Here is a 26881-nt window from a genome sequence, read left to right on the forward strand (position 1 = left end):
TGGGCCCCAACGGGGCTGCTGTGTCGGTTTGTTCGGGCCCGCTGACGCCGATCCCCGGCCGGTCAGCGGCGGTTGAGGGGTGGTGGACGCGGAGGGCGGGCACCGGACTGACCTGGACAGGTGCGCGGACGCGGGGCCGGTCGGCGGGCCGCTCCGGGTGCGGGTGGCGCGGGACGCGGGGCCGGTCGGCGGGCCGCTGCGGGTGCCGGTCGCGTGGGCGTGCGCGCCGGGTGGTCATGAGTGCGTCGAACATGCCGTAGAGTTGTGTTCACCGACGCGGGGTGGAGCAGCTCGGTAGCTCGCTGGGCTCATAACCCAGAGGTCGCAGGTTCAAATCCTGTCCCCGCTACTGAAGGTTCAGGCCCGGCACGCATGCAGCGTGCCGGGCCTGAGTCGTGTGTGCGCCGTCGGCCCGCCGGGTCGCCCGGCGTGAGCCGCATGCCGCGTACGTCCCCCCATTGGCCGATGACGAGTCGCCCCGCGACCCCGTTGCGGGAAGCCTGGAGGGTGGTGCGCGGTACCGTCCGCGGCCGTGGATGCACGGGGTAGGAGAACAAAAGGTGGGGAAGCGGGAGGAGCGGCGGCGGAGGCGTGCCGGGGGTGTGCGGACCCGCCGGTTCGTCCGGGCGCTGCCTGCGCTGATGATCGCCGGGGGCGTGCTGTTCGATGCCGCCAGCCCGCCCTCCTTCACGGCCGTCCCGTTGTTCGCGGCGGCTCCGCTGATCGCCGCGCCGTTCTTCTCACTGGCCAGCACGGTCCGTACCGGTGTCGCGGCGCTGCTGGCGGTCGCCGCGCTCCGGCTCTACAGCGGCACCCTCTTCCAGGTCGTGCCCTCCATCGAACTGCTCACGGTCCTCACCGTCTCCGTCCTCGCCGTCGTGATCAACGGGGTCGTGCGGCGCGGCAACGAGCAGCTGGCCTCGGCCCGCGTCATCGCGGAGACGGCCATGCGGGCGGTGCTGCCGACGCCGTCCGACCGGATCGGCGGGCTGAGCGTGGCCGCGAGGTACGAGGCGGCGCAGGCGGACGAGTTCGTCGGCGGCGACCTGTTCTCGGTGACGGACACCCCGCAGGGGGTGCGGCTGGTGGTCGGGGACGTGCGCGGCAAGGGGCTGGACGCCGTGGAGGCGGTCGCGGTGATCATCGGTGCCTTCCGGGAGGTGGCCGAGGACGAGGAGACGCTGGAGGGGGTGGCGGGGCGGCTGGAGCGTGCGCTGGCGCGGGAGTCGAGCCGGCGCGGCGGCCTCGACGCGGTCGAGGGCTTCATCACCGCCGTGCTCGTGGAGATCCCGCCGGGTGCGGACCGGGTGCGGATCGTCAACCGCGGTCACCCCGAGCCGCTGCTGCTGCACACGGACGGGGCACTGGAGGTGCTCGGCCCGTCGGTGCCCGCGCTCCCGCTGGGGATGGACCTGGGGGTGTGGCCGGACCGGGCGGACGAGTGGGACCTGCCGGCCGGCGCGACGCTCCTCCTTTATACGGACGGCCTCTCCGAAGCCCGTAACGCCGAAGGCGTCTTCTACGACCCCGCCGAGCGGCTGCGGGGGCGGATCTTCCCGGGGCCCGAGGAGCTGCTGTCCGCGCTGACCGACGACGTGCGGCTGCACACGGGCGGCGAGTCGACGGACGACATGGCGCTGCTCGCGGTCGCGCGGCCCGCCGAGGGCCAGCCCGTCCGGCGCAGGACCGTGAAGATCGTGGGCTTGGGCGGCGGCGGCCCGGCCTGAGCCCCGCGGTGACCGGCGGGGTGGGAGCGGTTGTCCACGATGCCACCGTCCGTGACCGAAGGACACCGCTCCGCATAACATTTGACACAACGTCAGAAAACGGGTGACGCCTGAGGGGCGATCAACTCGTCCGATTCCACCCGGTTGTGTCCCGTAAAGTCCAGGCCAAAGACGTGAACGATCAGTGGGAACAGCTTGGATTCGGACCCTGGTGTCTATTAACGTTCGATAACGCAGCGCGGTTGTCCCAGCCGCCGTCAGTGGCGGCACCGTGCGCGAGCGCCGAATTCCGCAAGGGAACCGGGGAACCACCTACATGGGGTGAATCGGGCAACTCTGTCCTGTGACGAGGCAGAGGTACCCGTAGGAGACCTTCCTGCTCCGAACCCGTCAGCTAACCCGGTAGGCGAGAAGGAAGGAAAGGAGTGCGCCCCCGTGGCGTCCAACAAGCCTGCCCCCGAAGCTCCCTCACGGTTCGGGTCCGAGTACGGCGATGACTTCGCGACCCGGCCCGCCACCGCTCTCACGGAGTGCGGGGCCGACTACGCGACCGACTACGGGACCGATCGGGGCAGCGACTTCGGAAACGACTTCCGCGCCGATGCGGCCGGGCCCGACCGGACCTGGGAGGAATGGAATCCCACCGAGGAGTCCGTCCGCCCCGTCCGCGGCAAGCACCGCGTCGCCAAGCAGCGCAATGGTCTGGCCCGCAGCTCCACCGTCCTCGGCGTCGGCGTCATCGCGGCCGTCGGTGCGGGTGGCATGGCCACCGCCCAGAGCAAGCCGCCGGTCTCCATCTCTCTTCCCGATTCCATCGCGGACAATCTCCCCGACGCCAAGTCCCTTCCGGGCGTCGGCGCACTCTTCTCGAGCGGGTCCGAGGCGGACGAGGCCGCGACCGCTTCCGCCCCGCTGACGAGCGCCGGCATCACCACCGCCGAGGCCGAGCAGGGCACCACCGACGCGGGTGAGGCGCTGCGCGCCCGCATCCTCCAGCAGGCCGAGCAGCAGCAGGACGCCGCCGACGCCGAGGTCAAGGCGGCCGCCGAGAAGGCCGCTGCGGAGAAGGCCGCCGCCGAGGCGAAGAAGCAGCAGGACGCCGCCGAGGCGAAGATCGCCGCGGAGAAGAAGAAGGCCGCGGAAGAGGCGAAGAAGAAGGCGGAGGCCCTGCGCCTCGCCAAGCTCGCCGCCAGCTACGCCATTCCCACCTCCTCGTACACGATCACCTCGACCTTCGGTGAGGCCGGATCGATGTGGTCCTCCGGCTTCCACACGGGCCTCGACTTCGCCGCGCCTACCGGTACCCCGATCAAGGCCGTCCACACCGGCACGGTCAAGTCGGCCGGATACTCCGGCTCTTACGGCTACCGCACGGTCCTGGAGCTGGAGGACGGCACGGAGGTGTGGTTCTGCCACCAGTCCTCGATCGACGTCAGCGTCGGCCAGAAGGTCACGACGGGTGACACCATCGGACGCGTCGGCGCGACCGGCAACGTGACCGGTCCGCACCTCCACCTGGAGGTCCACACCGCGGACGGCACCGGCGTCGACCCGATGACCTGGCTGCGCGCCCGGGGCCTGACGGTCTGAGACCGCCCCGCACGCCGCTTCGTTCTCCGGCCCACGCAACCCCGGCAGCCCTGACGCTCACCCCCGACGTCAGGGCTGCCGGTCCGGCCGCCGATCCGTCGCCCAGACGCCCTGGCTCCTCGTCTGCCCATCTGCCCGTCTGCCTGCCCGAAGGACCGGCAGGGCACGGTCCACGGTCGACGAGATCGGCCGACGTCGTGGTCGCGGAATCAGGTGTACAAGGCATGGAATAGCGGAACCGGCGGAATCGGTTGTTCCCTTTATGACTTCTCTCCGAAAGCTCGGCTCCTCCGGCCTCCAGGTCTTCCCGCTCGCGCTCGGGGGCAACGTCTTCGGCTGGACCGCCGACGAGGCGCAGTCCTTCGCCGTCCTCGACGCGTACGCGGCGGCAGGCGGCAACTTCGTCGACACCGCCGACTCCTACTCGCACTGGGTCCCCGGCAACGAGGGCGGCGAGTCGGAGACGCTCATCGGCAAGTGGCTCGCCGCACGCGGCAACCGGTCCGACATCGTCGTGGCCACCAAGGTCGGCGCCCACCCCGCGCACAAGGGGCTCTCCGCCACCACCGTCAAGGCCGCCGCCGAGGAGTCGCTGCGCCGGCTCGGTACCGACCACATCGATCTCTACTACACGCACTTCGACGACGAGACGGTCCCGGTCGAGGAGATCATCACCGCCCTCGACCAGCTGGTGAAGGACGGAAAGGTCCGCGAGATCGCCGCGTCCAACATCAGCCCGCAGCGGCTGCGCGCCTCGCTGGACTTCTCCGAGCGCGAGGGTCTCGCCCGGTACGTGGCCCTGCAGCCGCACTACAACCTCGTCTCCCGTGACACGTACGAGGGTGAGCTCCAGGACACCGCCGCCGAAGCCGGGCTCGCGGCCGTCCCCTACTTCGCCCTCGCCTCCGGGTTCCTCACCGGCAAGTACCGTCCGGGTACGGCCGTGGACAGTGCCCGCGCGGGCAGTGCGGGCACGCACCTGGAGTCGGAGCGGGGGCGGAAGGTGCTCGCCGCGCTCGACAAGGTGGCGCGGGAGCGGGATGCGGAGATCGCGACCGTGGCGCTGGCGTGGCTGGCCGCCCGGCCGACCGTCGCCGCACCGATCGCCTCGGCCCGTACGGTCGAGCAGCTTCCCGCGCTGGTCGCCGTCGCCGGTCTGCAGCTCACGGACCAGGAGCTGGCCGAGCTCACCGAGGCCTCCGCCTGACCCTCCGCCGCCCTTACCGCGGTGGGTCGGTGTGCGGCAGGTGGGGCCGGTCGTACGCGGAGTCGTACGGCGTGGGGCTGTACGGCCCGGGGTGGTGCGGAGCCGGGTTGTACGGCGGTGCGCTGTAGGGCTGCCCGGCGTACGGGTTCCCGGGGTGCGGGTAGGGGGCGTGGCCGCCGTGGGGCCGGTACGTCCCGTGGGCCTGGTCCTGGTACGGCCGGCGCATCGCGGGCACGTACCGGGGGCGCAGACGGCCCGTGGCGTGCGCCGCGTACGCCAGGGCGGGGCCGGCGGTCTCCCTGCGCTGCCACAGGTGGTGCAGCAACTCCCGCTCGCGTTCGGCGAAGTCCGGGCCCGCCGTGCCGCGGCGGGCCTGGCGGCGCAGAAAGGCCAGCGAGGTCGCGAACGACTCGTACTCGGCGACCGTACGGGCCGCCGCCCTGCCCCGGGTCCGCACTTCTTTCAGCGATGTGGCGGGTATGCGGGCGTGAGCGGGGTGGAAGGCATGCGCCGGGCGGGAGGCGTGGTCCTGGGGCCTGCCGTACGGGGCGCCGGCCGCCGCCGCCCCCGCGCGTTGGCGCGCGACGTCCCTGGCCATGCCCCGGGCCCGCATCGAAGACAGGGCGGCGGGTTCGGCGGGGGACAGCCAGCCGGCCTCGGCGTACACCGGAAGCTCGACGCCGAGGGTGCGCAGTTCGCGCAGACGGGCCCAGATCGCCAGCCAGGTCACCAGCCCGAAGGCCGGGACCATGAAGGCCCCGTACACGACGTAGAAGCCGTACGGGCCGAACGAGGACGACCCGTTCCACAGGGCGTGCATGCCCATGGCGAGGAGCAGGCCCAGGAGCGGAGACGCGATGCGCCGGACCCGCTGACGGCGCGCACTGCTCGCGGCGATCCCGAAGCCGATGCCGGTCAGCACCGTGAAGAGCGGATGGGCGAACGGCGACATCACCGCGCGCACGAAGAACGTCGCCGCGGTCACGGCGGCGAAACCCGACCCCGTCTGCTGGTCCTCGCCGAAGGCGTTGCCCAGGTAGAGGATGTTCTCGGTGAAGGCGAAACCCGTCGCGGTGAAGCCCGCGACGACCACACCGTCGACGATCCCGTCGAAGTCCCGTCGCCGGAACAGGAAGAGCAGGAAGACGGCCGCCGCCTTGGCGCTCTCCTCCACGACCGGCGCGATGACCGTCGCACCGAGGGTGTCCGCGCCGCCCGGGTCGGCCGTGGCGGTGGCGATCCACCGCGTCGCGAAGGAATTCGCGAGGATCGCGACCAGGGCGGCCGCACAGGCGCCCCAGGCGAAGGCGAACAGCATGCTGCGCCACGGGCCCGGTTCGACCCGGTCCAGCCAGCGGAACGCCGTCATCAGCACCGGGACGGGCAGGACGGCCAGGCCCAGACCGACGAGGAACCCCTGGGTCCCCGTCTGGTCGCGGACCAGCGCGAGGATCACCAGGCCGCAGAGCGCCAGCACGGTGAAGACGGCGACGACGCGGAACGTCCTGCTCCGCCACAGCATGCCGACACGGCGCGGGTGATAGCGCCACTGGCTCCGGTCCGGCACGGCAGCCAGGACCTCGCCGACGAGGTGCTCCTCGAGCACCGGGACGGCCGGCTGCGACTGCCGCTGCTGCTGGACAGACCCGTCGGACATTCCACGACCCTAACGAGCGGGACTGACAACGGCCATGGCGCGTGGGCGGCGCCCGCCCGGACCGGTGCGGGCCGCCCGCCGGCCGGCCGGTGCGGGCCCGTGCCCGGTCAGCCGGGGGAGCGGGCGCCGACCTGTGTGCGGGCCGTGGGACGCCCGCTCAGTGGCGGGCGAAGAGCAGGTCATGGACCACGTGGCCCTTGTCCAGACCCTGCCCCTCGAACCGGGTCAGCGGCCGGAACGCGGGGCGTGGTGCGTAGCCGCCGTCCGCCGCCGTGTTCTCGAAGCGGGGGTGCGCGGTCAGCACCTCCAGCATCTGCTCGGCGTACGGCTCCCAGTCGGTCGCGCAGTGCAGGACCGCTCCGGGCTTCAGCCGCCGCGCCGCCAGGTCGAGGAACTCCGGCTGGATCAGCCGGCGCTTGTGGTGGCGCGACTTGGGCCAGGGGTCGGGGAAGTACACCCGCAGCCCGTCCAGCGCGTCCGGCTCCAGCATCTCGCGCAGCAGGATGATCGCGTCACCGTTGGCGACCCGGATGTTGGACATGCCGTTCCGGTCCGCGAGACCGAGCAGATTGCCCTGCCCGGGGGTGTGCACGTCGACGGCGAGGATGCCGGTGCCCGGGTCGTCGGCGGCCATCTGCGCGGTGGCTTCGCCCATGCCGAAGCCGATCTCCAGGACCACCGGGAGCCCGTCGAACAGCTCGGGCAGATCGAGGACGCGCAGCCCGTCGATGTCCAGGCCCCACTTCGGCCAGAGCCGCTCCAGGGCGTCCTGCTGGCCCGGCGTGACCCGGCTGCGGCGCGGCTGGAAGCTGCGGATCCGGCGCTCGTGGTGCGAACCGGCCGGATCGGCCGCGGGACCGCCGGGGAAGCGGGGCTCCTGGCGCAGCCTGCGGGCGCGGTCCAGGGCCGCGGCGCGCAGCTCGGCCGGGATTCCGGCGGTCGCGGGCACGGCGGCGTCGGTGCCGGGCGCGGCGGCGTCCGTCCCGGTGGAGGGCGGATCGGTGGGGCGCGTCGTCCCGGAGGGGGGCGTGCTGTCCGTCTCGGCAGCGGCGTCGCCGGGCGTCGCGGGGGAGGGGTTCAAGGGCTCAGACACAATGCCCTGATTCTACGGCGGGCGGCTTCCACCCCGTCCCCTGTGCCCGGAGCAGCGCCCTGCGTGCCACCTCCCGCCCGATGGGCAGCGAGGCGGTGGCCGCGGGCGACGGGGCGTTCAGCACGTGCACGGTGTGCGGGGCCTCACGGAACAGGAAGTCGTCCACGAGCGTGCCGTCCCGCAGCACGGCCTGGGCCCTGACCCCCGCCGGGGCCGGGCGCAGGTCGTCCTCCGTCACCGCGGGCAGGAGGCGCCGCACGGCCGTGGTGAACGCCCGCTTCGACAGCGAGCGGTGCACCTCGCCCGCCCCGTACCTCCAGTGCCTGCGGGCGATCTGCCAGGAACCCGGCCAGCTCACCGTGGACAGCAGTTCGCGGGGGCGTACGACCGGCCAGCCGTATCCCTCGCGTGCCAGTGCCGGTACCGCGTTCGGCCCGACGTGCACGCCGCCGTCGTGGCCGCGGGTCAGGTGGACGCCGAGGAACGGGAACGCCGGATCGGGCACCGGATAGACCAGGCCGCGCACCAGCTCGGGCCGGGCCAGCTCGTAGTACTCCCCCCGGAAGGGCACGATGCGCATCCCCGGGTCGTCGCCCGCCAGGCGGGCCACCCGGTCGCAGTGCAGCCCCGCGCAGTTGACCAGCACCCGGGCCCGCACCACCAGGCCGTCCGCCGTCCGCACCGCCACGCCCCACGGCCGCCGGTCGATCGCGGTGACCTCGGCGCCGTACCTGATCAGGCCGCCGCCGCCCCGGACCTCGGTGGCGAAGCGCTCGGCGACCGCGCCGAAGTCGCACACCCCCGTGGTGCCCACCCGGATCGCGGCGAGGCCCCGGACCTGTGGCTCGTACTCGGCGATCTGGGCCGGTCCCAGCTCGCGCACCGGCAGCCCGTGCTCCCGGCCGCGCTGCACCAGGGCGTGCAGCCGGGGCAGCTCGGAGCGGTCGGTCGCGACGATCAGCTTGCCGGTCACCGCGTGCGCGATGCCGTGCTCCCGGCAGAATTCGGTCATCTCGGCCGCGCCGCGCAACGCGTACCGCGCCTTCAGCGAGCCCGGGGGGTAGTAGATGCCGCTGTGGATCACCCCGCTGTTGCGCCCGGTCTGGTGGCGCGCGGGGCCCCACTCCTTCTCCAGCACCGTCACCCGCGTGCCCGGTGCGGTCCGTGTGATCGCGTACGCGGTCGACAGGCCGACGATCCCGCCGCCGATCACCAGCACATCGCAGTCGTACGCCGCGTGCGTCATCATCACGCCACCTCCCACCCCGATAGTGCACTGACCCACTGACAACGCACTCAAACCCCTGCGGGCACAGCGTGGCGCATATCGCGTCGGCCCGGCCGGGGCGCGGGCCCGGCTAGGCGGGGGCGACCAGCAGCGGGCGGGCGCGCTCCCGCAGCTCGGCGACGCGCGGCTCGTCCCCGTAGGGCTCCAGCCGGTGCAGCAGATCGCGCACGTACTCGGTGGTCCGGGCGGACGAGATACGGCCCGCCACCTCCACGGCCCGGGTGCCCGCCGCGCAGGCCGCGTCCAGGTTCCCCGACTCCAGCTCGGCGACCGCCGAGACGACGAGCCGCAGACCGTGCGAGCGGACGAACTCCTCGGTGGGTCGGGAGAGCGCCTGCTCGGTGAAGCGGCGCACCTGCCGCGGTGCCTTCAGGTCGAGGTGGCACTCCGCGGCGTCGGCCGCGAACCGGTCGTACGAGTAGAAGCCCAGCCACGACGGGTCCGCGTCGCCGTCCCGGGAGCGCTCCAGCCACCCCTCGGCGGCCTTCAGCGCGGCTCCGGCGGCCGGCGCGTCGTTCGCCTTCGCGTGGGCCCGCGCCTCCACCAGGCGGAAGAAGCTCATGGTGCGTGCCGTCGCGAGGCCACGGTTGCGTTCGACCGCCGCCTGCGCGAGGTCGACGCCCTCGTCGGCGAAGCCGCGGTAGGTGGCCTGGAGCGACATGGACGCGAGGACGTAGCCACCGAGCGGTACGTCGGCCGCGGCCCGTGCCAGGCGCAGCGCCTGGATGTAGTAGCGCTGGGCCGCTTCCTGCTGGCCCGTGTCGAAGGCCATCCACCCCGCGAGCCTGGTCAGTTCGGCCGCCGCGCCGAAGAGCGCCCGGCCGACCTCGTCGCTGTACGACCCCAGCAGCAGCGGCGCCGCGTCGACCCGTAAGCACTCCGGGACCATGGACGAACGCCAGTCCCCGCCGCCGTACTTGGAGTCCCAGCGGCGCGCGTCCTGGGCGGCCTCCCGCAGTTTGGACACATCGCTGTGGCCCACCCGCAGCGGCGAGACGTCGTGCGCGGAGTCCGGGCCGGGCTGTACGGGGATCGAGAGGCCCTGTCCGGGCGACGTCGGCGGCAGCAGCGAGGTGCCGGGCGCGTGGCGGCCGGCCGCCGTTGCCGCCGACTGTCCGGAGGCGTCCCGCACCGGTGCGGAGCCCGGCCCGCTCTGCTGCCCGTGGGCGGCGGGCGGAAGTGACGTGCCGGGCGCACCCGATGCCGCCTGCGCCCCCGATGCGCCCCGTGCGCCCTGCTGGGGCCGAGGCGCCGTCACGGCCGCCGTCGAGGCCCGTTCCACCGACGGGTCGGCGGGGGATATCAGCCAGCGGGACGCGGGGGTCGCGTACGCGCTCACCGAGAACGAACCGGCCAGCGACTGCCAGATCCCGCCGCTGCCCGCCCGCCGCCCGGCCAGATCCAGCCGGTACAGCTCGGTCGCCGAGCGGACGGCCTCCCCCACATCGCGGGGGAACGCCAGCCCGACCTCCGGCGCCGGATCGGCGTCGGCCAGCCCGATCTCGTGCAGCGGCACCGGGCGGCCGAGCTTGGCGCCGATCGCCGCGGCGATGAGATGGGGCGCGGCGCCCTGGGGCACCATGCCTTTGGAGACCCACCGGGCCACCGACGTCTTGTCGTACCGAAGTGTCAGTCCGCGCTGCGCCCCGAGGTCGTTGACCCGCCGGGCGAGCCCGGCGTTGCTGATTCCCGCGAGGGCGAGAACGGTTCCGAGCTTGTCGTTCGGTCCGCGTTGCTCCCTGGACATGCGCCACCCCTCGACACACAGACGGCAGCCGCGTCACCGATGCGGCGCGCGGCATTCGTACCGGGTTCTCCCCAGGGACGAACCCCGGCACTCCGGCCGCACACGCATTTGGCCGAGCCCCGAGGAATATGCCGCCCTGCTGAGAACATCAGTAAACCCAGCGTAGTTCGCCGCATCCCTACCGTTAAGGGCCAGACGTCCGTATGGCGGGATTGTTGTCCGTACCGGCCACGCGCGGGGAACGGCGGGGAGCCGGGAGGCGCGAGGGGCCAAAGGGGCGGAGCGGGCGAGCGGGAGGCGAACGCCGCGCGAAGGAAGGGCGGAGAAAGAGCGGGGGCGGGGAGGAGGCCTTGTGGAGCCCCGCCCGCACCCCGCGAAGAGATCGCCGGGACGGCCCTCCCGGAAGGGGGCGGCCGGAGGCGGCCGGCGCGGGGCGGAGCGCGGGAAGGGGGTGCGGTGCCGGCCTTCCCCACCCGCCGACCAGCCCGGATCGAGCGCCGGAGCGCGTCCGGCGCCCGGCCCGCACGGCCTCGGCGACCCTCGCCGGGGGCCCCGTCCGAGGTGCCCCGCGCGTGCTCCTGGCGTGTGGCCGTGCGCCCGGCCGTGCGCTCTGGCTCGGCCCCTGCGGGAGCGCTTGCATGGTGCTGCGTGGGTCGGCCCGCTGCACTGGACACAGCGGGCTGGGGGAACACCGCCGCCTCATTCCCCGCAGGCGGCGGACCGGTCCGGGGGGCGGACCGCGCCTCCCGGACCGTGCGACGAGCCGGGTGGCGCGGTGGCCGCCCCATCGGGCCGCAGGGCGACGGCCCGGCTCTTCCCGAGTTCGTCCGGGCACGGGTGAGGAGTGCCGCCGTCCTGAGCGCACCGGAGAACAAACAGGTATAAAAGTGTGTATATAAGGTCGCGTTGGGGTGGTCGATCGGTTCCCACGCCTCCTGAGATTGGCCGGATGTCGCCCGTCGGACGAGGTCGGGCCGAGGGGTGCGCGGACATCCCGGCCGCCGCCCCGGCGGGACGCGCTTCATGGCCGGTTCCGGGCCGTTACTCCGGGACGCGTACGGGGAACGCGACGCACGGCATCCTTCGCCCCGTCGCCTTCGGGTCCGACGCGCGCGGGCCGTGCGACGAACGCCAGGTCCGGCGGCCGCCCTCCGGCCTTTGCCAGGGGCGCATGCGCTCACGACGTGCGCCGTCCGTAGCCACTCCTGCGCGCCGTTGTCGTGGCAGCATGTCCGCAACGGCGCCGCGCGTTACCGGAGTTCTCCCGATACTGCCCTGCTGCGCCGTTTTGTCCACAGCCTGTGGAGGCGGCGGTGCGTTGGTTGGTGGGTTGGAGCAGTATCGCCGCGAGCTTCGGCACGGTCGGAGCGGTCGGCGGCAGTGACGAGGGGCGCACGATGCACCCCGTGGGCTCCCAACTCCTGTGGGGGGACCCGGATCCGCTCTGGGCGGTGGGCGACTGGCGGCCCGACGAGATCCGCACCGTCCGGCTGGACACCGCCGAAGGCGCCCCCACCGCACGGCTCGCCGTCCTCGGCTGCTGCGGGGCCACCGACGAACAACTGCGCGTCGGCCTGCTCGCCGCCCGCGGCGGAGCACTGCGCCACCTCACCGCATGGACCGGCAGCTACACGGCCGTCGTCCAGATAGGCCGCCGGATCACCGTGGCCGGCGACCTCGCCGGAGCCCGCCCGGTCTTCTACACGCCCTGGGCCGGCGGCACGGCCTACGCCACCGCCGCGCTCCCCCTCGCCGACCTCATCGAGGCGCAGCTGGACATCGGCCACCTCGCCGCCCTGCTCGCCTGCCCCGAAACCCCGGAGGCGCTGCGCGACGGCACTCCGTACGAGGGGGTGAAGCGCATTCCGCCCGGGCACGCGCTGATCCTCCGCGAGGGCTCGCGGGAGATCACGGGGTACGAGGCGGTGGCCTCCCTCGCCGTGGCCGCGCCCGAGAAGGACCCGGTGAGCGCCGTGGAAGGGGTGCGCGACGCCCTCGTCGAAGCGGTGCGCGCCCGGCTGCTGGCCCCGCGCCACGCTCCGCAGACCCAGCCGCCCGACCCCGGCCCAGTCCCCGGCATGGGCCCCGCCGAACGCCGCGCCGCCCGGGGCGCACCCGTCCCCGGCATCGGCTCCGACCTCTCCGGGGGCAGCGCGTCCGCGACGCTCGCCCTCCTCGCCGCCGGGCTCCCCGGCCTGCCCGGCACGATCCTGGGCCACGGCACGGGAGCGGGCGAGCGGCTGCTCGCGGTCACCTTCAACGACCTGACGACCCGCGCTCACGAGGACGAGCTCGAACGCGCGCGCGTCATCGCCGCCAACCCGCGGCTGCACCATGTCGTGGTCGCCGCGGGCGAAGAGGCCCTCCCCTACGCCGACCTGGAGAACGGCCCGCTCACCGATGAGCCGGCCCCCTCCCTCGTCCTCGTCGAACGCCACCGCCGCAGACTCTCGGCAGGCAGCGCCGACCACTTCGTGGGCGACGGCGCCCGGCAGGTGCTCGACGCCCATCCGGCCCGCCTCGCCGACCTGCTGATCGACCGCAGACGACGCCATCTCGTCCGCCCGGTCGCCGCCCTCGCCAAGGCGGAAGGCCCCTCCGCCCACTCGCTGTTCGTCCCGCTGACCGTCTACCGGGCGGCCCGTCGGCTGGCCCGTACCTCCTACCGCACCGGTCTCGAAGCCGCGGCCGACCACCTGCCCGACGCCAACCGCCTCACCCCCGGCCTCGACACCCCCGCCGACGCCTCGCTCGCCGCACTGGCCTGGTCCCGGCCGGGCCCGGCCGCCCGGTGGCTCACCGGGGAGGCGCTGGCCGAAGTATCGGTTCGCCTCCAGGAGGCGGCCATCCGCCCCGCCTCCGTCCAGCGCCCCGGTGAGGCCCGCGCCAGAGCCGCCCTGGCCCGGCACGCCGCCGGCCACCGCATCCTGGAACAGGCCGCCGAGGTCCGCAGCCAGCGGCTGCACGCCCCCTTCCTGGACAACCAGGTCGTACGCGCCGCCCGCGCGCTCCCCGAGTCCCTCCGGGTCCAGCCGGGCGCCCGCGCGGCGATCCTGCGCCGGGTCCTGGCGGGTGCGGGCATCCACGACCTGCCGCCCGGCTGGGGCGCCCCTTCCCAGGCCACCTCGACCGCCGTCACCCGGACCGGCCTGCGCGCCGCGCTACCCGAACTGATCGCCCTCTTCGACGCCCCGCTCCTCGCCGACGCGGGCCTGGTCGAGGCCCGCGTCGTACGCAAGGCACTGCGCGCGGCCTCCGAGGGGGAGCCCCTCCCCCTGGACGGCCTGGCCGACCTCGCCTCCACGGAACTGTGGCTCCGCCGCCTCGTGTCGCGGCGCGGCACCTGCTGGACGGGTACGGCGGCCCCACGGCAGCGCGCGGTCGCCGGCGGAGTGGCCCCGGCCCGACGGTCACTTCAGGGGTAGCACGGGGCGGCTTCGGCTTCCCGGTGCGCTGCCGGGCGGGGGCGGAGGCTGCTCTGTCGTGGCGGTGCCAGTCGGACGTTCCGTTACCTGCGGTGCGCGCCCCGCGAGGCAGATCCGATGTCCCCGTTACCCGCGGTGCGCGTTCGGCGAGGCCGATCCGATGTCCCGTTGTCCGAGCGGCGGGACACAATGGCGAGGTGCGGTATCTGATCCTGGGCGTCACGGAGGCGCGAGACGAGAGCGGCGCCGCGCTGCCCCTCGGCGGTACGCGGCTGCGTGCCCTGCTCGCCGCCCTCGCCCTGCGCCCGGGCCGCGCCGTACCGGTCACCGAGCTCGTCGGCGACGTCTGGGCGGACGAGCCCCCGGCGGACGCCACCGCCGCGCTCCAGGCCCTCGTCGGGCGGCTGCGCCGGGTGCTGGGCAAGGAGGCGCTGGCCAGCAGCCCGGGCGGGTACCGCCTCGCCGCCGGTCCGGACGACGTGGACCTGTACGTCTTCGAGCGGCTGGCCCGGCAGGGCGGGGCCGAGCTGGAGGCCGGCGCCCCGGCCGAGGCCGCCCGCACCCTGCGCGCCGCACTCGCCCTCTGGCGCGGCCCCGCCGTCGCCGACCTGCCCGACGGGGACCACGGCCACGCCCTTCGCCCGGAGACCCACCGGCTGGCCACCCTGGAGCGCCGGATCGAGGCCGACCTGCGCCGCGTGGCGACCGAGGAGCGGGGAGCGGCCGCAACGCCCGCCGACCCCGAGGCAGCCTCCGCCCCCGGCCCCGCCGACCTCGTCGCCGAGCTGACGGAGCTGACCGCCACCCACCCGTACGACGAGCGCTTCCGCGCCCAGCTCATCCGCGCCCTTCGCGCCGACGGCCGGCAGGCCGACGCGCTCGCCGCGTACGAGGACGCGCGCCGCACCCTCGCCGAGGGCCTCGGCACCGACCCCGGGCCCGACCTGTCCGCGCTGCACCGTGAACTCCTCTCCGCCGAGCCCGCGCCGCCCGAAGCGGCGCCCGTCCGGGGCAACCTCCGGCCACGGCTCACCTCCTTCGTGGGCCGCGAGCCCGAACTCCGTGCCATCCGGGACGACCTGGCCCGCTCCCGGCTGGTCACCCTCACCGGCCCCGGCGGCTCGGGGAAGACCCGCCTCGCCGAGGAGTCCGCGGCACGCGACGACCACGCCGCCACCCCCCGCGACGTCTGGCTGGCCGAACTGGCCCCCGTCGAGGACCCCGACGCCGTCCCGGGGGCCGTACTGTCCGCGCTCGGGCTGCGCGAGACGGCGCTGCTGCGGGACAGCACCCACGACGGGCCCGCCCCGAGCGCCGACCCGGTCGGCCTGCTCGTCGACCGGCTCGCGCACGGTGCGCGCACCCGTCCCGTCCTCCTCATCCTCGACAACTGCGAGCACGTCATCGACGCGGCCGCCGCGCTGGCCGAGACCCTGCTGACCCGCTGCCCGCAGCTGCGTGTCCTCGCCACCAGCCGCGAACCGCTCGGCGTCCCCGGCGAGTCCGTACGACCGGTCGACCCGTTGCCCGCCGACCCCGCCCACCGCCTTTTCACCGAACGAGCCAGGGCCGTACGCCCCGGTTTCGACCCCGAACACGAACCGGCACACGATGCGGACGCCGTCGCCGAGATCTGCCGTCGGCTGGACGGCCTGCCGCTCGCCATCGAACTCGCGGCCGCCCGGCTGCGGTTGCTCGGCCCGCGTCAGATCGCCGACCGGCTCGACGACCGGTTCCGCCTCCTGACGGGCGGCAGCCGCACCGTGCTGCCCCGCCAGCAGACCCTGCGGGCGGTCGTCGACTGGTCCTGGGACCTCCTCCACGAGGACGAACGCACCGCCCTGCGCCAGGTCTCCGTCTTCGCGGGCGGCTGGGACCTGACCGCCGCGGAAGCCGTCATCAGCACACCGGCCGTCCCTGGCCGGCGCGCGTCGCCCGGTACCGCCGACCTGATCGGCGCCCTGGTCGACAAGTCCCTGGTCGTCGCCGCCCCGGCCGCGGACGGCGCGATGCGCTACCGCCTGCTGGAGACCATTCACGAGTACGCCGTCGAGCGCTGCGCCGAGACCCCGGACATCCGGACCGCCGCCGGGCGCGCGCACACCGCGTACTTCGCCGCGCTGGTCGAGGAGGCCGAGCCGCGCCTGCGCTCCGTCGACCAGCTCCCCTGGATCCAGCGCCTGGAGACGGACCTCGACAACATCCGGGCCGCCCTCCAGCGCACCACCTCCGCGGCTCTCCCCTGTGAACCGGACGCGGCCCGACTGGTGCTGGGCATGGGCTGGTTCTGGTGGCTGCGCAACTACCGCTCGGAGGGCCTCGCCTGGACCGAGAAGGCGCTGGCACTCGGCCCGGAACCCGCCGACGCCGACGACCCCCGGTACTGGGTCCGGATGAACCTGCACATGCTGTGGTTCTTCTACGCGGCGGAGCGCGGGCAGTACGAGACGAACCAGGACGACGCCGGGCTCCACGCGTTCGTGACCCGGGTGGCCGGCGCGTTCGCCTCCTCAGGGCCGCAGGCCGCCCGGTTCCCCGGGCTGCTCTGGCCGATGACCTCGTACCTCACCGGCACCACCGACGACGTACGGCGGAAGATCGACGCTGCCGTCGACAACGCCCGCGTCCACGGCGACGCGTGGGAGTACGGCGTCACCCTGATGTTCCGCACCCACATGATCGTCGACATGCCGGGCGGCATGCCCGGCATCGACGACGACCTCGCCGAACTGCGCACGCTGAGCCGACGCATCGGTGACCGGTGGATGCGCGCCCAGGTCGCGAGCGCCGCGGCCGAGGCGGGCATGATGCGCGGACGCTACGACGAGGCGCGTGCGGCGTACGAGGAGGCACTGCTGCTCGCCCGCGAGGTCGGCGCCCACGCCGAGGCCCCGTTCCTCCTGGCCCGGCTCGCCGAACTCTCCTACCGCACGGGCGACCTGGCGGCCGCACGGGAGGGGCTGGACCGTTCGGAGGCCGAAGCGGAGAACCAGCAGGTGCACGAAGCCGCCTCGTACATCCACTACCTGCGGGCCACGATGGCCTTCCACGATGGCGACACGGCCGCCGCCCGCCACCTGCTCGCCGCGGCCCAGGGGGAGGTCGGACGCGGCGGCCCGCCGTCCCACTTCACCGTGGCGATGGAGGGCCTGTCGGCCCGGATCTCCGCATTCGAACCCGAACCGGAGGGCGGCCCCGTCTCCGCGCTGCTCGGGCTGACGGCTGCCTTGGTCACGGCGAGGGAGGCGCAGTGCGCCGAGATCGTCACGGGACACCTGGCGGACGGCGTGGTGACCGTGCTGCCGAGGTTGGGCCGGCACGCGGCGGCCGTACGCGTCCTGGCCGCCGCCGACAACTGGCGGCTGTCCGGCCCCAGGACCCCGGCGGAGCAGGCCGAGGTGGACGCCGCCGAGCGGCAGGCACGCGAGGAACTGGGTGCGTCGCGGTACGAGGAGGAGCGCGTCGCGGGACTCGGACTGACCCTCGACGACGTCATCGGCCTGCTGGAGGGCATCACCGCAGACCTCCCGGGATGAGGGAGGCCGTGCCGGACGGCTCCCGTCCGCTCAGCGGCAGCTGATGACGGATGCGGCCCAGTCGGCGAGGGCGACCCCGCCGAACGGGGTCGCCGGCTCCACGACGAGCCGGATCCGCTCCTGACCCTCGATGCCAACGCTCACGGGAACGGCCGGGGCGCCGCCCCTCATCACGGGTGACTGCCACAGCCGCGTCCCGTCGCCGTTCACGACCGAGAACCGGACCGAACCGAGCCCCATGGTCAGGTCGTCCACACCGGCCATCGCCTCGTACCGCGTGCACGCGCGGTTCAACTGGATGTACACCGAGGAACTGCTGTGGACGGTCACCCCGTGCGCGTACCGGGTGCCGCCGATCGACATGCCGGCACGCTGCCAGACCCAGCTGCTCCGGCCGAGCACCACCTCGGGGGCGGTGTGGTCGCCGGCCAGGGTGGAGCCCAGCTCGCTGACCCGGTACGACGTCGGGGCCGGAGCGGGCGGCGACGGGGAAGGCCGCGGGGGCGCCGGGGTGGGCTCCGGCGCTGGCGGCGGGGGAGGCGTGGGTTTCGGCGGGGGAGTGGGCCTCGGGGACGGCGTCGGCGTAGGTGGCGGCGTCGGGGCAGGGGCCGGGGTCGACGGTGCGGAAGCCGGTGTAGCGGGGGGCGGCGCGGGTGCCGGAGGCGTCGGTGTGGGTGTCGGCGGTGCGGGTCTCGGCGGTGCGGGGGTCGGCACGGCGGGTGCCACGGCCGGGGGCCTGGCGGCCGCCTTCGCCTCGGGGCGCGGTTCATCTCCGCCGATCAGCGCCCACACCAGGCCGGCCGCGGCCGCGACGGCGACCGCCGCCGCGATGCCGGCCTTCACCGGGGCGCCGAGCCCCTCGGAAGCGGCGGCGCTTCCGGCCGAACCCGCGGACGAGCCGCCTCCGGTCGCCGCGGCGGCGGCTCCCGCACCGGCGGCACCGGCAGCGCCACCCGCCACGATCCCGGCGGCCTTGAGGGCGTACCCGGCGGCGAACCAGCCGATGACCGCGACCGGCAGCAGCGCGGGGATCCCGGCGTTGACGTGCGCCAGTTCGCCTGCCGCGAGCCGGCATTTCGCGCACTCGTCCAGATGCCCGCGCAGGCCGCGCTCGGCCCGCATCCGCAGGCCGCCCCGGGCGTAGGCGCCGAGCCGGTCGGCGTACCGCGCACAGTCACCCCCGGAGGTGAGCGCCTGGCTGACATGGGCTTGCAGATAGGCCTGCTTGAGCCCTTCACGGGCGCGGCTGGCCAGTACCGACGTGGCATTGGCCGTCAGTCCGAACAGCGGGGCGACGTCACTGGGCGACTCCTCCTCGACGGTGGTGTGCCACAGGACGGCCTGCCAGCGCTCCGGGAGGCTGCGGAACGCCTGCATCGCCAACGACTGCTCGGCCTCGTGCATCGCCAGCACGTCGGCGCCGAGATCGAGCGTGTCCGCGTCGGACACCTCCGTGGTGCGCGACGCATGCGCCGCGAACACCGCGAAGTCGTCGACCAGATGCTCACGCTTCGCGGTCTTCGCCCACGCGGCCCCGACGTGCCGGACCGCCGTCATCAGATAGGCCCGTACGGCCTCCTCGGGGCCCTTGCCGCCCCGTACCGCCTGCAGGGTCCTGGCGAACACCTCGGCTGTCAGGTCGTCGGCGGTGTGCGCGTCCCGGCAGCAGGTACGCGCATAGCGGCGCACCGCGTCGGAGTGGCGGCGGAACAACATCTCGTACGCGAGGTCGTCGCCGTCCCGCATCCTCTGAATCAACTGGACGTCGGCGGGGGCGGTCCCGGCGGCATCCCTGGCGTGCCGACCGCGACGAGAGCGTTGCATGGGCACCGCGGCCACAACATCGTTCGCGTTCGCCTTCGCGTTCGTGTCCGCGCCGGAGTCCGTGCCCGTGCCCGTGCCGGAGTCCGCATCCGAGTCCGCGCCCGCATCCGAGTCCGCGCCCGCATCCGAGTCCGCGCCCGCGTCCGTGGCAGGGCTGTCGACCGGCGCGGGCGGCCATGGTCCGGGCAGGACGGTGCCGCCACTCTGTTCGCCGGTGTCCGAGCGCCGGGGGCCGGCCTGGCTCGGCACCTGGTGTCCGGGCAGCCCGCCCGCCTCCGCGCCGCCTCCGACAGTGGAGACACCGTCGAGCCGCTCTTCCTGCTGCCCGTCACCGCTCATCGCGGTCGCCCCCGTATGCGCTTTCGGACCCGAACACCGGGCAAGCGTGCCACAGAGCGCAGGAGCGGCGACCCTTCAGCGCCGTCAACCACTCATCCGGGGTGTTTTCCCGAATGCGAGCACGGGGAGGCGCTCATTCGGGGGAGAATTGGCAGGTTGTGTTGACGGGGCAGTGAGCGGGGACGGCGCCCCAGTAACAACCAGGAAGCGCCCCTCCAGACGGAGCTCCCCGGACAGAACCGCCCCGAACCGCCCCGAACCGACCCCGAACCGACCCCGAACCGACCCCCCGAACCGACCCGCCGGACCGATCCGCCGGACGCGGCCCCGCTCCCCACGGGAACACCGCGACTCGTCCTCCACCGGCACAGCCGCCCCCCACCGGCACGCCCGCGCAGCCCCGGCCGACGCGGTGGTGCCGCCCGCAGCCCGCAGCCCCTAGGGCGACAGCACCCCGACACCCACCGCGCGCCCCACCTGGCCCGGCCGGTCCGTGCTCACGCGGGCCGCGAGCGCAAACCCTCCAGAAGGATGTCCAGCAGCCGGGCCGAGGCCGCCGCCTGCTGAGCCGCGTCGGGCAGCGAGGGTGCCGCCGTCGCGATGACCAGCAGCACATCGGCCACCGTCACATCGCGGCGCAGCTCCCCGGACGCCCGCGCCCGGTCGACCAGCCGGCCCACGACCTCCAGCAGGTCGGCCGCTCCGGCACCGAGGTCCTCGGTCCCGTCCGCCGGCGCGGAACGCTGCTCGGCCACCCGCACACCGGCCTGGACCGGAACCTGACCGGCTTCCTGGCGCTGTTGGGGCACCCGAGGCTCGTCCCACGCGTCAACCGGCGCCGCTTCCGGGGCGCGTACGGCACCCGCGTCGACGGCCTCGGCGGCGTCGTCGGCCTCGACGCCGACCCGCAGTATCTGCGGAGGCAGCAGCCGGCCGGCACCGGAGGCCACCGAGGTCCGCAGGAAGCGCGACAGCGCCGACCACGGCTCCTCCTCCTGGCCCAGTGCGGACCGGGCCTGGTCGGTCAGCCGGGCCGTCTCCTCCTCGGCTATCCGGCGCACCAGCACGTCCTTGCTGGGGAAGCGCCGGTACACCGTGCCGACACCGACCCGGGCACGGCGCGCCACGTCCTCCATCGGAGCGCCGTACCCCAGTTCGCCGAACACCTCGCGCGCCGCCCTCAGCACGTGTTCGAGGTTGCGCTGCGCGTCCACGCGCAGCGGTGCCGAGCGGCCGTGCGCCCCGGTCTGGGCGCTGAGCGCGGTTCCCAGCGTGCCGGCCCCCGACGGCGCCACGGCCCCGCCGGCTCCGACACCGCTCACCGTGCCGCCGACCACCCCGATCCGTCCGTTCCCTTCGGACGTGACCGCAGCAGTCGGCCAATGCGATTCCTGAATATGCATAACTGTTCCCCCGGTTATGACGTCTCCCCCCGGAGACTCCCGCCGTGTCAGTCGAGGGTGGACCGATGGTCACCGTCCGGCACCCCGACGACATAGGAACATAGTTGAGCCAGGGTCAATTCAGAAGGGGGCTGCCCGCCGGGAGCGTCCGCCGGTCGGAGCGCGGACCGGCCGGTCACCGACCGGTACCCCTCCCGGGACCCCTCTCCTCCCCCCTGACCTGCGGGACTTCCGTCCGTACGGCACATCGACGGACCGAAGCCCGTTCAGAACCTCCGGTCACACAATTTGCCGGGGCTGTGGACAAACTCCCGCGCACGTTGCGTCATGGGATGGTGATGGCTTCAGATTCCGGGGGAACACGCCCCGGCCCCCCGCCGGGTGTGCGCATTCTCGTCGTCGGTGGGGGCTATGTCGGGATGTACACAGCGCTGCGTCTCCAACGGAAGCTGAAGCAGAGACTGAGAAGCGGTGAGGCGGAGATCGTCGTCGTCACCCCCGACCCTTATATGACGTATCAGCCGTTCCTCCCGGAGGCCGCCGCCGGTTCCATCTCGCCCCGCCATGTCGTCGTGCCGCTGCGCCGTGTCCTGGCGCACTGCACGATCGTCGTCGGGGAGGCCCGGCACATCGATCACGCGAAGCGCACCGCGACGGTGACCACGCTCGCCACGGGCGAGGACGGTACCGGTGCCGTGGAGATTGCGTACGACGAGCTCGTCCTCGCCCCCGGCTCCGTCTCCCGCACCCTCCCGGTCCCCGGCCTCGCCGATCACGGCGTCGGCTTCAAGACCATCGAGGAGGCCATCGGCCTGCGCAACCACGTGATCGAGCAGATGGACATCGCGTCCGCCACCCGCGACCCCGCCATCCGTGACGCCGCCCTCACCTTCGTCTTCGTGGGCGGCGGGTACGCGGGCGTGGAGGCGCTCGCCGAGCTGGAGGACATGGCCCGCTACACCGCGCGGTACTACCACAACATCAAGGCCGAGGACCTGAAGTGGATCCTCGTCGAGGCGACCGGCCGCATCCTCCCCGAGGTCGGTGAGGCGATGGGCAGGTACGCGGTCCGCGAGCTGCGCGGCCGCAACATCGATGTACGCCTCGACACCCGGCTGGTGTCCTGCGAGGACCGGATCGCCGTGCTCAGCGACGGCTCCCGCTTCCCGGCCCGCACGCTCGTGTGGACCGCCGGAGTCAAACCCGCCCCCCTGCTCGCCGCCACCGACCTGCCTCTGAACGAACGCGGCAGGCTCGTCTGCACCGCTCGACTCACCGTCGAGGGGACCGAACACGCCTGGGCCGCCGGTGACGCCGCTGCGGTCCCCGACCTGACCGCCGCCGAACCCGGCAAGGAGACCGCCCCCAACGCCCAGCACGCGGTCCGCCAGGCCAAGGTCCTCGCCGACAACCTCGTCGCGTCGCTCGACGGCCGCCCGCTCAAGGAGTACCGGCACCGTTACGCGGGATCCGTCGCCTCGCTCGGCCTCCACAAGGGCGTCGCCCACGTGTACGGTCGCCGGCTCAAGGGGTATCCGGCCTGGCTCATGCACCGTATGTACCACCTCAGCCGCGTCCCGACGTTCAACCGCAAGGCCAGGGTGCTGGCCGAATGGACCCTCGCCGGACTGTTCAAACGCGAGATCGTCTCCCTGGGCTCACTGGAACACCCCCGGGCCGAGTTCGAGATCGCCGCGGGCAAGCGCCCCCGGTCTGACGACGACTGTCAGTAGGGTCCGACACACTGGACGTGTGACCATAGGTGGGCTCACATCTGCACAGAGTGACCCGGCCGGCAGCGACCGACAGTGACCATCGAGGAAGACCGTCCCAGGGGCAACAGCAGGGGCAACAGCCCGCCACCGCACACTGGTGACGCCCCTGCCGAGGAAGCAGCCCGCCCGAGCGGACCAGACCGACACACGAGGCAATGGATTCCGTGAACTTCACGCGTTGGAGCGCCCGCCTACCCGGCACGCAGCGCCGAGCCGCCCGGGACGACCGCAGTCCCGTACCGGCGGCCCGCGCCGCATACGCACAGGCCGACACCGGGTCGGGCCCTCCGGACGGCGAGCCGGTCGGCCCCGGCGCCCGGCCCTCGGAGCCCGCCCTCGAAGACCTCTCCGCCCGCGACATCCTCGGCCAGCTGCCCGCCCTCGTCGCCCTGGTGCACGGGCCCGAACACCGCATCGCGTACGTCAACGACGCCTACACCGCGGCATTCGGACCCCGCCCCCGCGGTGTCCCCGCGGCCGAGGCGATGCCCGAGCTCTCCGAACTCAGCCTGCTTCCCCTGATGGACCAGGTCCTGCGCAGCGGCACCCCGCGCACGGTCAAGTCCCGCAAGGCCGGCAGCGGCCACTCGTACACGGTCACCTGCACCCCCCTCAGGCGCGACGAGGCCGGGAGACACGACGGCGGCGTCCTCGTGTACGCCGCCGATGTCACCGACCACGCCGAAGCGGCCGAGCGGCTGCGCACCAGCGAGAGCCGGCACCGCGAAACGGCCGTCACCCTGCAGCGCTCGCTGCTCCCGCAGGAGCTGGAACAGCCCGACGACCTGCGGATCGCCGCCACCTACCAGCCGGGCGGCACGGACGCCGCGGTCGGCGGCGACTGGTACGACGTCATCACCCTCGGCGCGGGCCGCACGGCCCTGGTCATCGGCGACGTCATGGGCCGCGGGGTGCGCGCCGCCGCGGTGATGGGCCAGCTGCGCACGGCCGTGCGCGCCTACGCCCGCCTCGACCTCCCGCCGCACGAGGTGCTCCAACTGCTCGACGGCCTCGCCGCCGAGATCGACGCCAGCCAGATCGCGACCTGCGCCTACGCCGTCCACGACCCCAACGAGGGGCTGCTCGTCTACTCCTCCGCGGGCCACCTCCCGATCCTGGTGCGCGACGAGGACGGCACGGTTCGTCGCGCAGCGGACCCGACCGGCCCCCCGCTCGGCACCGGCGGCTGGATCCACACCTCGGGCACGATCGCGCTGCCGCCCGGCTCCACCGCCGTCCTCTACACGGACGGCCTGGTCGAGCGCCGCAGCGAGGACATCGACGAGGGGATGACCGCGCTGGAGCGGGCACTGTCCGGCGCGAACGGGTCGCCCCAGGTGGTCTGCGACCGTCTGATCCGCTCCCTGAACGTCACGGCGGAGCACGATGACGACGTGGCGGTGCTGGTGGTCCAGCACCCCGCCCGCACGGGCGCGACGGCGGAGCTGTTCCACAACGCCTCGCTCGATCTGCTCGGCGGCATCGAGGCGGCCCCGCGCGCCCGCGCCTTCGCGACGGGCGTGCTGACGTCCTGGCGCTTCCCGATGGAGCTGTGCGACCTGGGCGTCCTCGCCGCCGGCGAGCTCGTGGCCAACTCCCTGCAGCACGGGACGCCGCCCATGCGCCTGGGCCTGCGGCGCACCGACCGCAGACTGATCATCGAGGTGACCGACGGCGACGACCACCTGCCGCGCCGCCGCCGTGCCGAACCGGGGGACGAGGCGGGCCGTGGCATCTCGATCGTCGCGTCGATCGCCACGTCCTGGGGCAGCCGCCGCACCCCCGGTGGTGGCAAGGCGGTCTGGTGCGAATTCGACCTGCCGCGGTAGCGGGCCGATGCCCGCGCGCCCGTGCCGTCAGTGCACGGCGGCGACCGTCGGCACGTCGGCCGACGCGTTCTCCGGCAGCGACACGGCCACCACACGCGACGGCACGGCCGCGAGCGAGGGCTGGTCCTGTACGGGGGTGAGCCGTCGGCCGAGCCGCAGCGCCAGCACCGTGATGCCCAGGGAGAACAGGACGAAGGTCACGATGTACGGCCCGTGCAGCGAGGCCCCCATCGGGCCGCCGACAGCGGGCCCGACAGCGAGCGCCAGCTGCTTGCAGAGCGCGAACGCCGAGTTGTACTGACCGACCATCGACTCAGGGGCCAGGTCCGCGACCAGCGGCGCGACGGTCGGCGACAGCATCGACTCGCCGAGCCCGAACAGGGCGTACGTGGAGATCATCGCGGCGGTCGCCATGGTCTGGCTCCCGTGTCCGAGACCCGCGTAACCCGCCACGATCCAGGCGAACGCCCAGATCAGGCCGACCGAGGCGATGACCCGGCTGCGCTTGCGGCGCTCGACCAGACGCAGCACCACGAACTGGGCCGCGACGATGACGGCGGTGTTGGCGGCCAGCGCGATGCCGAGCGTCGAGGGCTGGATCCCGGCAGCCTCGGTGCCGTACGCGGCGAGCCCGGACTCGAACTGCCCGTAGCAAGCGAAGAACACCACGAAGCCCAGCACGCACAGCTGCACCATGGCCCGGTGCGAGAGCAGCGCCCGCAGGCCGCCCCGCGCGGCGGATCCGGCGGCCGTCGCCTCCTGCGCGACGGCAGCGGTACGCGGCATCCGCACGGTCGCCGCGATGACGCCGAGCACGAGGAACATGACGGCTTCGATCAGGAACAGCACGATGAAGGACGCGGGCCGGCTCGTGTCCACGATCTGCCCGCCGACCAGTCCACCGATGCCGAGTCCCAGGTTCTGCAGGAAGAACTGCATGGCGAAGGCACGCGTGCGGGTGCCGGCGTCGGAGCACCGGACGAGCATCGTGGCGAGGGCCGGCTGCATGACGGCGGTTCCCGCGCCGAGGACGGCGGCGGACAGGACCGACGCGGTCACCTGCGAGGAGAAGCCCAGCGCGGCGGCGCCCAGGGCAGCCACGACCGAGGCGACGATCAGCACGGGCAGCGGCCCGCGACGGTCGATGGCCCGGCCGGTGAACGGAAGGACGGCGAGCGCTGCCATGGCGAAGACCGCCAGTACGACTCCCGCCGTACCGGCACCCAGATCCCGCACCTGCGCCACGTAGACGTACAGATACGGAACGGTGAACCCCAGCCCGAACGCGCTCAGCGCGCTCCCCAGCTGGATCCGCCGCAGTGCTGCACCCATTTCCCTGGTCACACTCACCTACCTCAAGGTCTCGAAACCACGTGCCCGAACGACTCGAACCCGAAGACTTTAGCACTAAAGTTAGAAGCTCAACAATACAGGCCGAAGGACTTCGACGGCTACGGAGGGCGTGCCATACTGCCCGCCATGTCTGACACCACCGAGCCCGAGCTCCAGGAGCCGAGCCTCGACGAGCAGATCGCCGCTTATCAGCGCGAGTTCCGCGACCTGGACCCGCAGGTCGAGCAGGTCGTCTCGGCCCTCGGCCGGCTGAACCGCCGGATGAACGTGGCGTACGGACGGCAGGTCGCCGCCCTCGGCATCAGCAACGCCGAGTGGGAGGTCCTCAAGACCCTCGTCCTGTCCGGCGCCCCCTACCGGCTGGGCCCGGGGGAGCTCGCCAAGCGGCTCGGCCTCACCCCGGCCGCGATGACCCATCGCATCGACCGCATGGCGGGCGAGGGCCTCGTGACCCGTGACCGCGACGAGAACAACCGGGTGCGCGTCATCGTCGAGCTGACGGACGAGGGCCGTACGAAGTGGCTGGAGGCGATGCGGATGGCCACGCACTTCGAGGAGGACCTGCTCCAGGACCTCTCGGGCGACGAGCGGGGTGTCCTCGGCGAGATGCTCATCCGCCTCCTGCGCCGCGTCGAACACGCCCAGCCGGACGCCGGCGGCCGCCTCAACGACCTGGCCTGAGCCCCACCCGGCCGAAGGCTCCGCGCCCGCACCGGGGCCACCGCACCGCGCGGTGAGGCGGGGTTGACACGGCCCGCCGCGATCCGTAAGGTTCTTCGAGTTGTCACGGAGCCGGAACGGTTCTTCGGCAAACATCCGCCGCGCATGCGGCAACCAACTCTCCGCACGATCTCCCACTCGGGACAATTTCGGCATGCCGGAATTCGCTTTCGAAGACTCGATTATGAGTTGCCGGGAAAAGTCGCTAGAGTTTTGGACGTCGGAACGGCCCAACAGCCGGAAAGACAAAACCCGCTGACTGGGAGTCAGGCCCGAAAGAGTCTGATAGAGTCGGAAACGCAAGACCGAAGGGAAGCGCCCGGAGGAAAGCCCGAGAGGGTGAGTACGAAGGAAGCGTCCGTTCCTTG

The 26881-nt window shown here is 73.5% G+C and carries 15 protein-coding genes, 1 tRNA gene and 1 riboswitch; of the genes, 9 read left to right on the forward strand and 7 right to left on the reverse strand.

The window, feature by feature from the left end; genetic code table 11:
* The first annotated feature begins 275 nt into the window (after positions 1 to 275).
* From ABZ454_RS32090 to ABZ454_RS32105, 4 genes are all read left to right on the forward strand, one after another.
* A tRNA-Met gene (locus ABZ454_RS32090) sits at positions 276 to 349 on the forward strand.
* Between the two features lie 211 nt (positions 350 to 560).
* Complete coding sequence (locus ABZ454_RS32095) at positions 561 to 1727, forward strand: PP2C family protein-serine/threonine phosphatase (RefSeq protein WP_359543097.1); 1167 nt, start codon at positions 561 to 563, stop codon at positions 1725 to 1727.
* A 270-nt stretch (positions 1728 to 1997) separates the two neighbouring features.
* A riboswitch (cyclic di-AMP (ydaO/yuaA leader) is annotated at positions 1998 to 2151 on the forward strand.
* Positions 2152 to 2162: 11 nt separating this feature from the next.
* Complete coding sequence (locus tag ABZ454_RS32100) at positions 2163 to 3317, forward strand: M23 family metallopeptidase (protein ID WP_359543099.1); 1155 nt, start codon at positions 2163 to 2165, stop codon at positions 3315 to 3317.
* A 262-nt stretch (positions 3318 to 3579) separates the two neighbouring features.
* Entirely contained in the window at positions 3580 to 4524 is a 945-nt protein-coding gene (locus ABZ454_RS32105; protein WP_359543101.1) for an aldo/keto reductase, read from the forward strand.
* 13 nt (positions 4525 to 4537) lie between these two features.
* On the opposite strand, the gene ABZ454_RS32110 is transcribed toward ABZ454_RS32105, so the two are convergent.
* The 4 genes from ABZ454_RS32110 to ABZ454_RS32125 all read right to left on the reverse strand — a co-directional run bounded on the left by ABZ454_RS32110 (position 4538) and on the right by ABZ454_RS32125 (position 10309).
* Complete coding sequence (locus ABZ454_RS32110) at positions 4538 to 6181, reverse strand: PrsW family glutamic-type intramembrane protease (protein WP_359543103.1); 1644 nt, start codon at positions 6179 to 6181, stop codon at positions 4538 to 4540.
* A gap of 157 nt (positions 6182 to 6338) precedes the next feature.
* Positions 6339 to 7277, reverse strand: a complete 939-nt coding sequence (gene trmB / locus ABZ454_RS32115) for a tRNA (guanosine(46)-N7)-methyltransferase TrmB (RefSeq protein WP_359543116.1) — start codon at positions 7275 to 7277, stop codon at positions 6339 to 6341.
* The gene (gene lhgO, locus ABZ454_RS32120; RefSeq protein ID WP_356322740.1) at positions 7267 to 8523 is read right to left on the reverse strand and encodes an L-2-hydroxyglutarate oxidase; all 1257 of its coding nucleotides are present in this window, start codon (positions 8521 to 8523) and stop codon (positions 7267 to 7269) included. The genes trmB and lhgO overlap by 11 nt, the downstream gene beginning before the upstream one ends.
* A 109-nt stretch (positions 8524 to 8632) precedes the next feature.
* A complete protein-coding gene (locus ABZ454_RS32125) occupies positions 8633 to 10309 on the reverse strand; it encodes a sporulation protein (protein WP_359543105.1) in 1677 nt (558 codons plus the stop codon).
* A gap of 1313 nt (positions 10310 to 11622) precedes the next feature.
* On the opposite strand from ABZ454_RS32125, the gene ABZ454_RS32130 reads away from it, so the two are divergent.
* Entirely contained in the window at positions 11623 to 13734 is a 2112-nt protein-coding gene (locus ABZ454_RS32130; RefSeq protein WP_356322742.1) for an asparagine synthase-related protein, read from the forward strand.
* A gap of 197 nt (positions 13735 to 13931) precedes the next feature.
* Positions 13932 to 17270, forward strand: a complete 3339-nt coding sequence (locus ABZ454_RS32135; protein WP_359543107.1) for a BTAD domain-containing putative transcriptional regulator — start codon at positions 13932 to 13934, stop codon at positions 17268 to 17270.
* A gap of 30 nt (positions 17271 to 17300) precedes the next feature.
* Here the strand turns inward: ABZ454_RS32135 and ABZ454_RS32140 are convergent, their stop codons facing one another.
* Both ABZ454_RS32140 and ABZ454_RS32145 read right to left on the reverse strand, forming a co-directional pair.
* Positions 17301 to 19433 (reverse strand): sigma-70 family RNA polymerase sigma factor, encoded by a 2133-nt coding sequence (locus ABZ454_RS32140; RefSeq protein WP_359543108.1) that lies wholly within the window; start codon positions 19431 to 19433, stop codon positions 17301 to 17303.
* 497 nt (positions 19434 to 19930) lie between these two features.
* Positions 19931 to 20836, reverse strand: a complete 906-nt coding sequence (locus ABZ454_RS32145; protein WP_359543109.1) for a helix-turn-helix domain-containing protein — start codon at positions 20834 to 20836, stop codon at positions 19931 to 19933.
* A 338-nt stretch (positions 20837 to 21174) separates the two neighbouring features.
* On the opposite strand from ABZ454_RS32145, the gene ABZ454_RS32150 reads away from it, so the two are divergent.
* Together ABZ454_RS32150 and ABZ454_RS32155 are read left to right on the forward strand one after the other, a co-directional pair.
* Positions 21175 to 22569 (forward strand): NAD(P)/FAD-dependent oxidoreductase, encoded by a 1395-nt coding sequence (locus tag ABZ454_RS32150; RefSeq protein WP_359543110.1) that lies wholly within the window; start codon positions 21175 to 21177, stop codon positions 22567 to 22569.
* A gap of 206 nt (positions 22570 to 22775) precedes the next feature.
* Positions 22776 to 24440, forward strand: coding sequence for a SpoIIE family protein phosphatase (locus tag ABZ454_RS32155; RefSeq protein ID WP_356322747.1), 1665 nt, complete (start codon positions 22776 to 22778; stop codon positions 24438 to 24440).
* A gap of 27 nt (positions 24441 to 24467) precedes the next feature.
* On the opposite strand, the gene ABZ454_RS32160 is transcribed toward ABZ454_RS32155, so the two are convergent.
* Complete coding sequence (locus tag ABZ454_RS32160; RefSeq protein ID WP_359543117.1) at positions 24468 to 25772, reverse strand: MFS transporter; 1305 nt, start codon at positions 25770 to 25772, stop codon at positions 24468 to 24470.
* Between the two features lie 147 nt (positions 25773 to 25919).
* Here ABZ454_RS32160 and ABZ454_RS32165 point away from each other — a divergent pair, with 147 nt between their 5' ends.
* Positions 25920 to 26474 (forward strand): MarR family transcriptional regulator, encoded by a 555-nt coding sequence (locus ABZ454_RS32165; RefSeq protein WP_356322749.1) that lies wholly within the window; start codon positions 25920 to 25922, stop codon positions 26472 to 26474.
* The last annotated feature ends 407 nt before the right edge of the window (positions 26475 to 26881 follow it).

The organism is Streptomyces sp. NPDC005803 (assembly GCF_040630435.1).
Classification (GTDB): domain Bacteria; phylum Actinomycetota; class Actinomycetes; order Streptomycetales; family Streptomycetaceae; genus Streptomyces.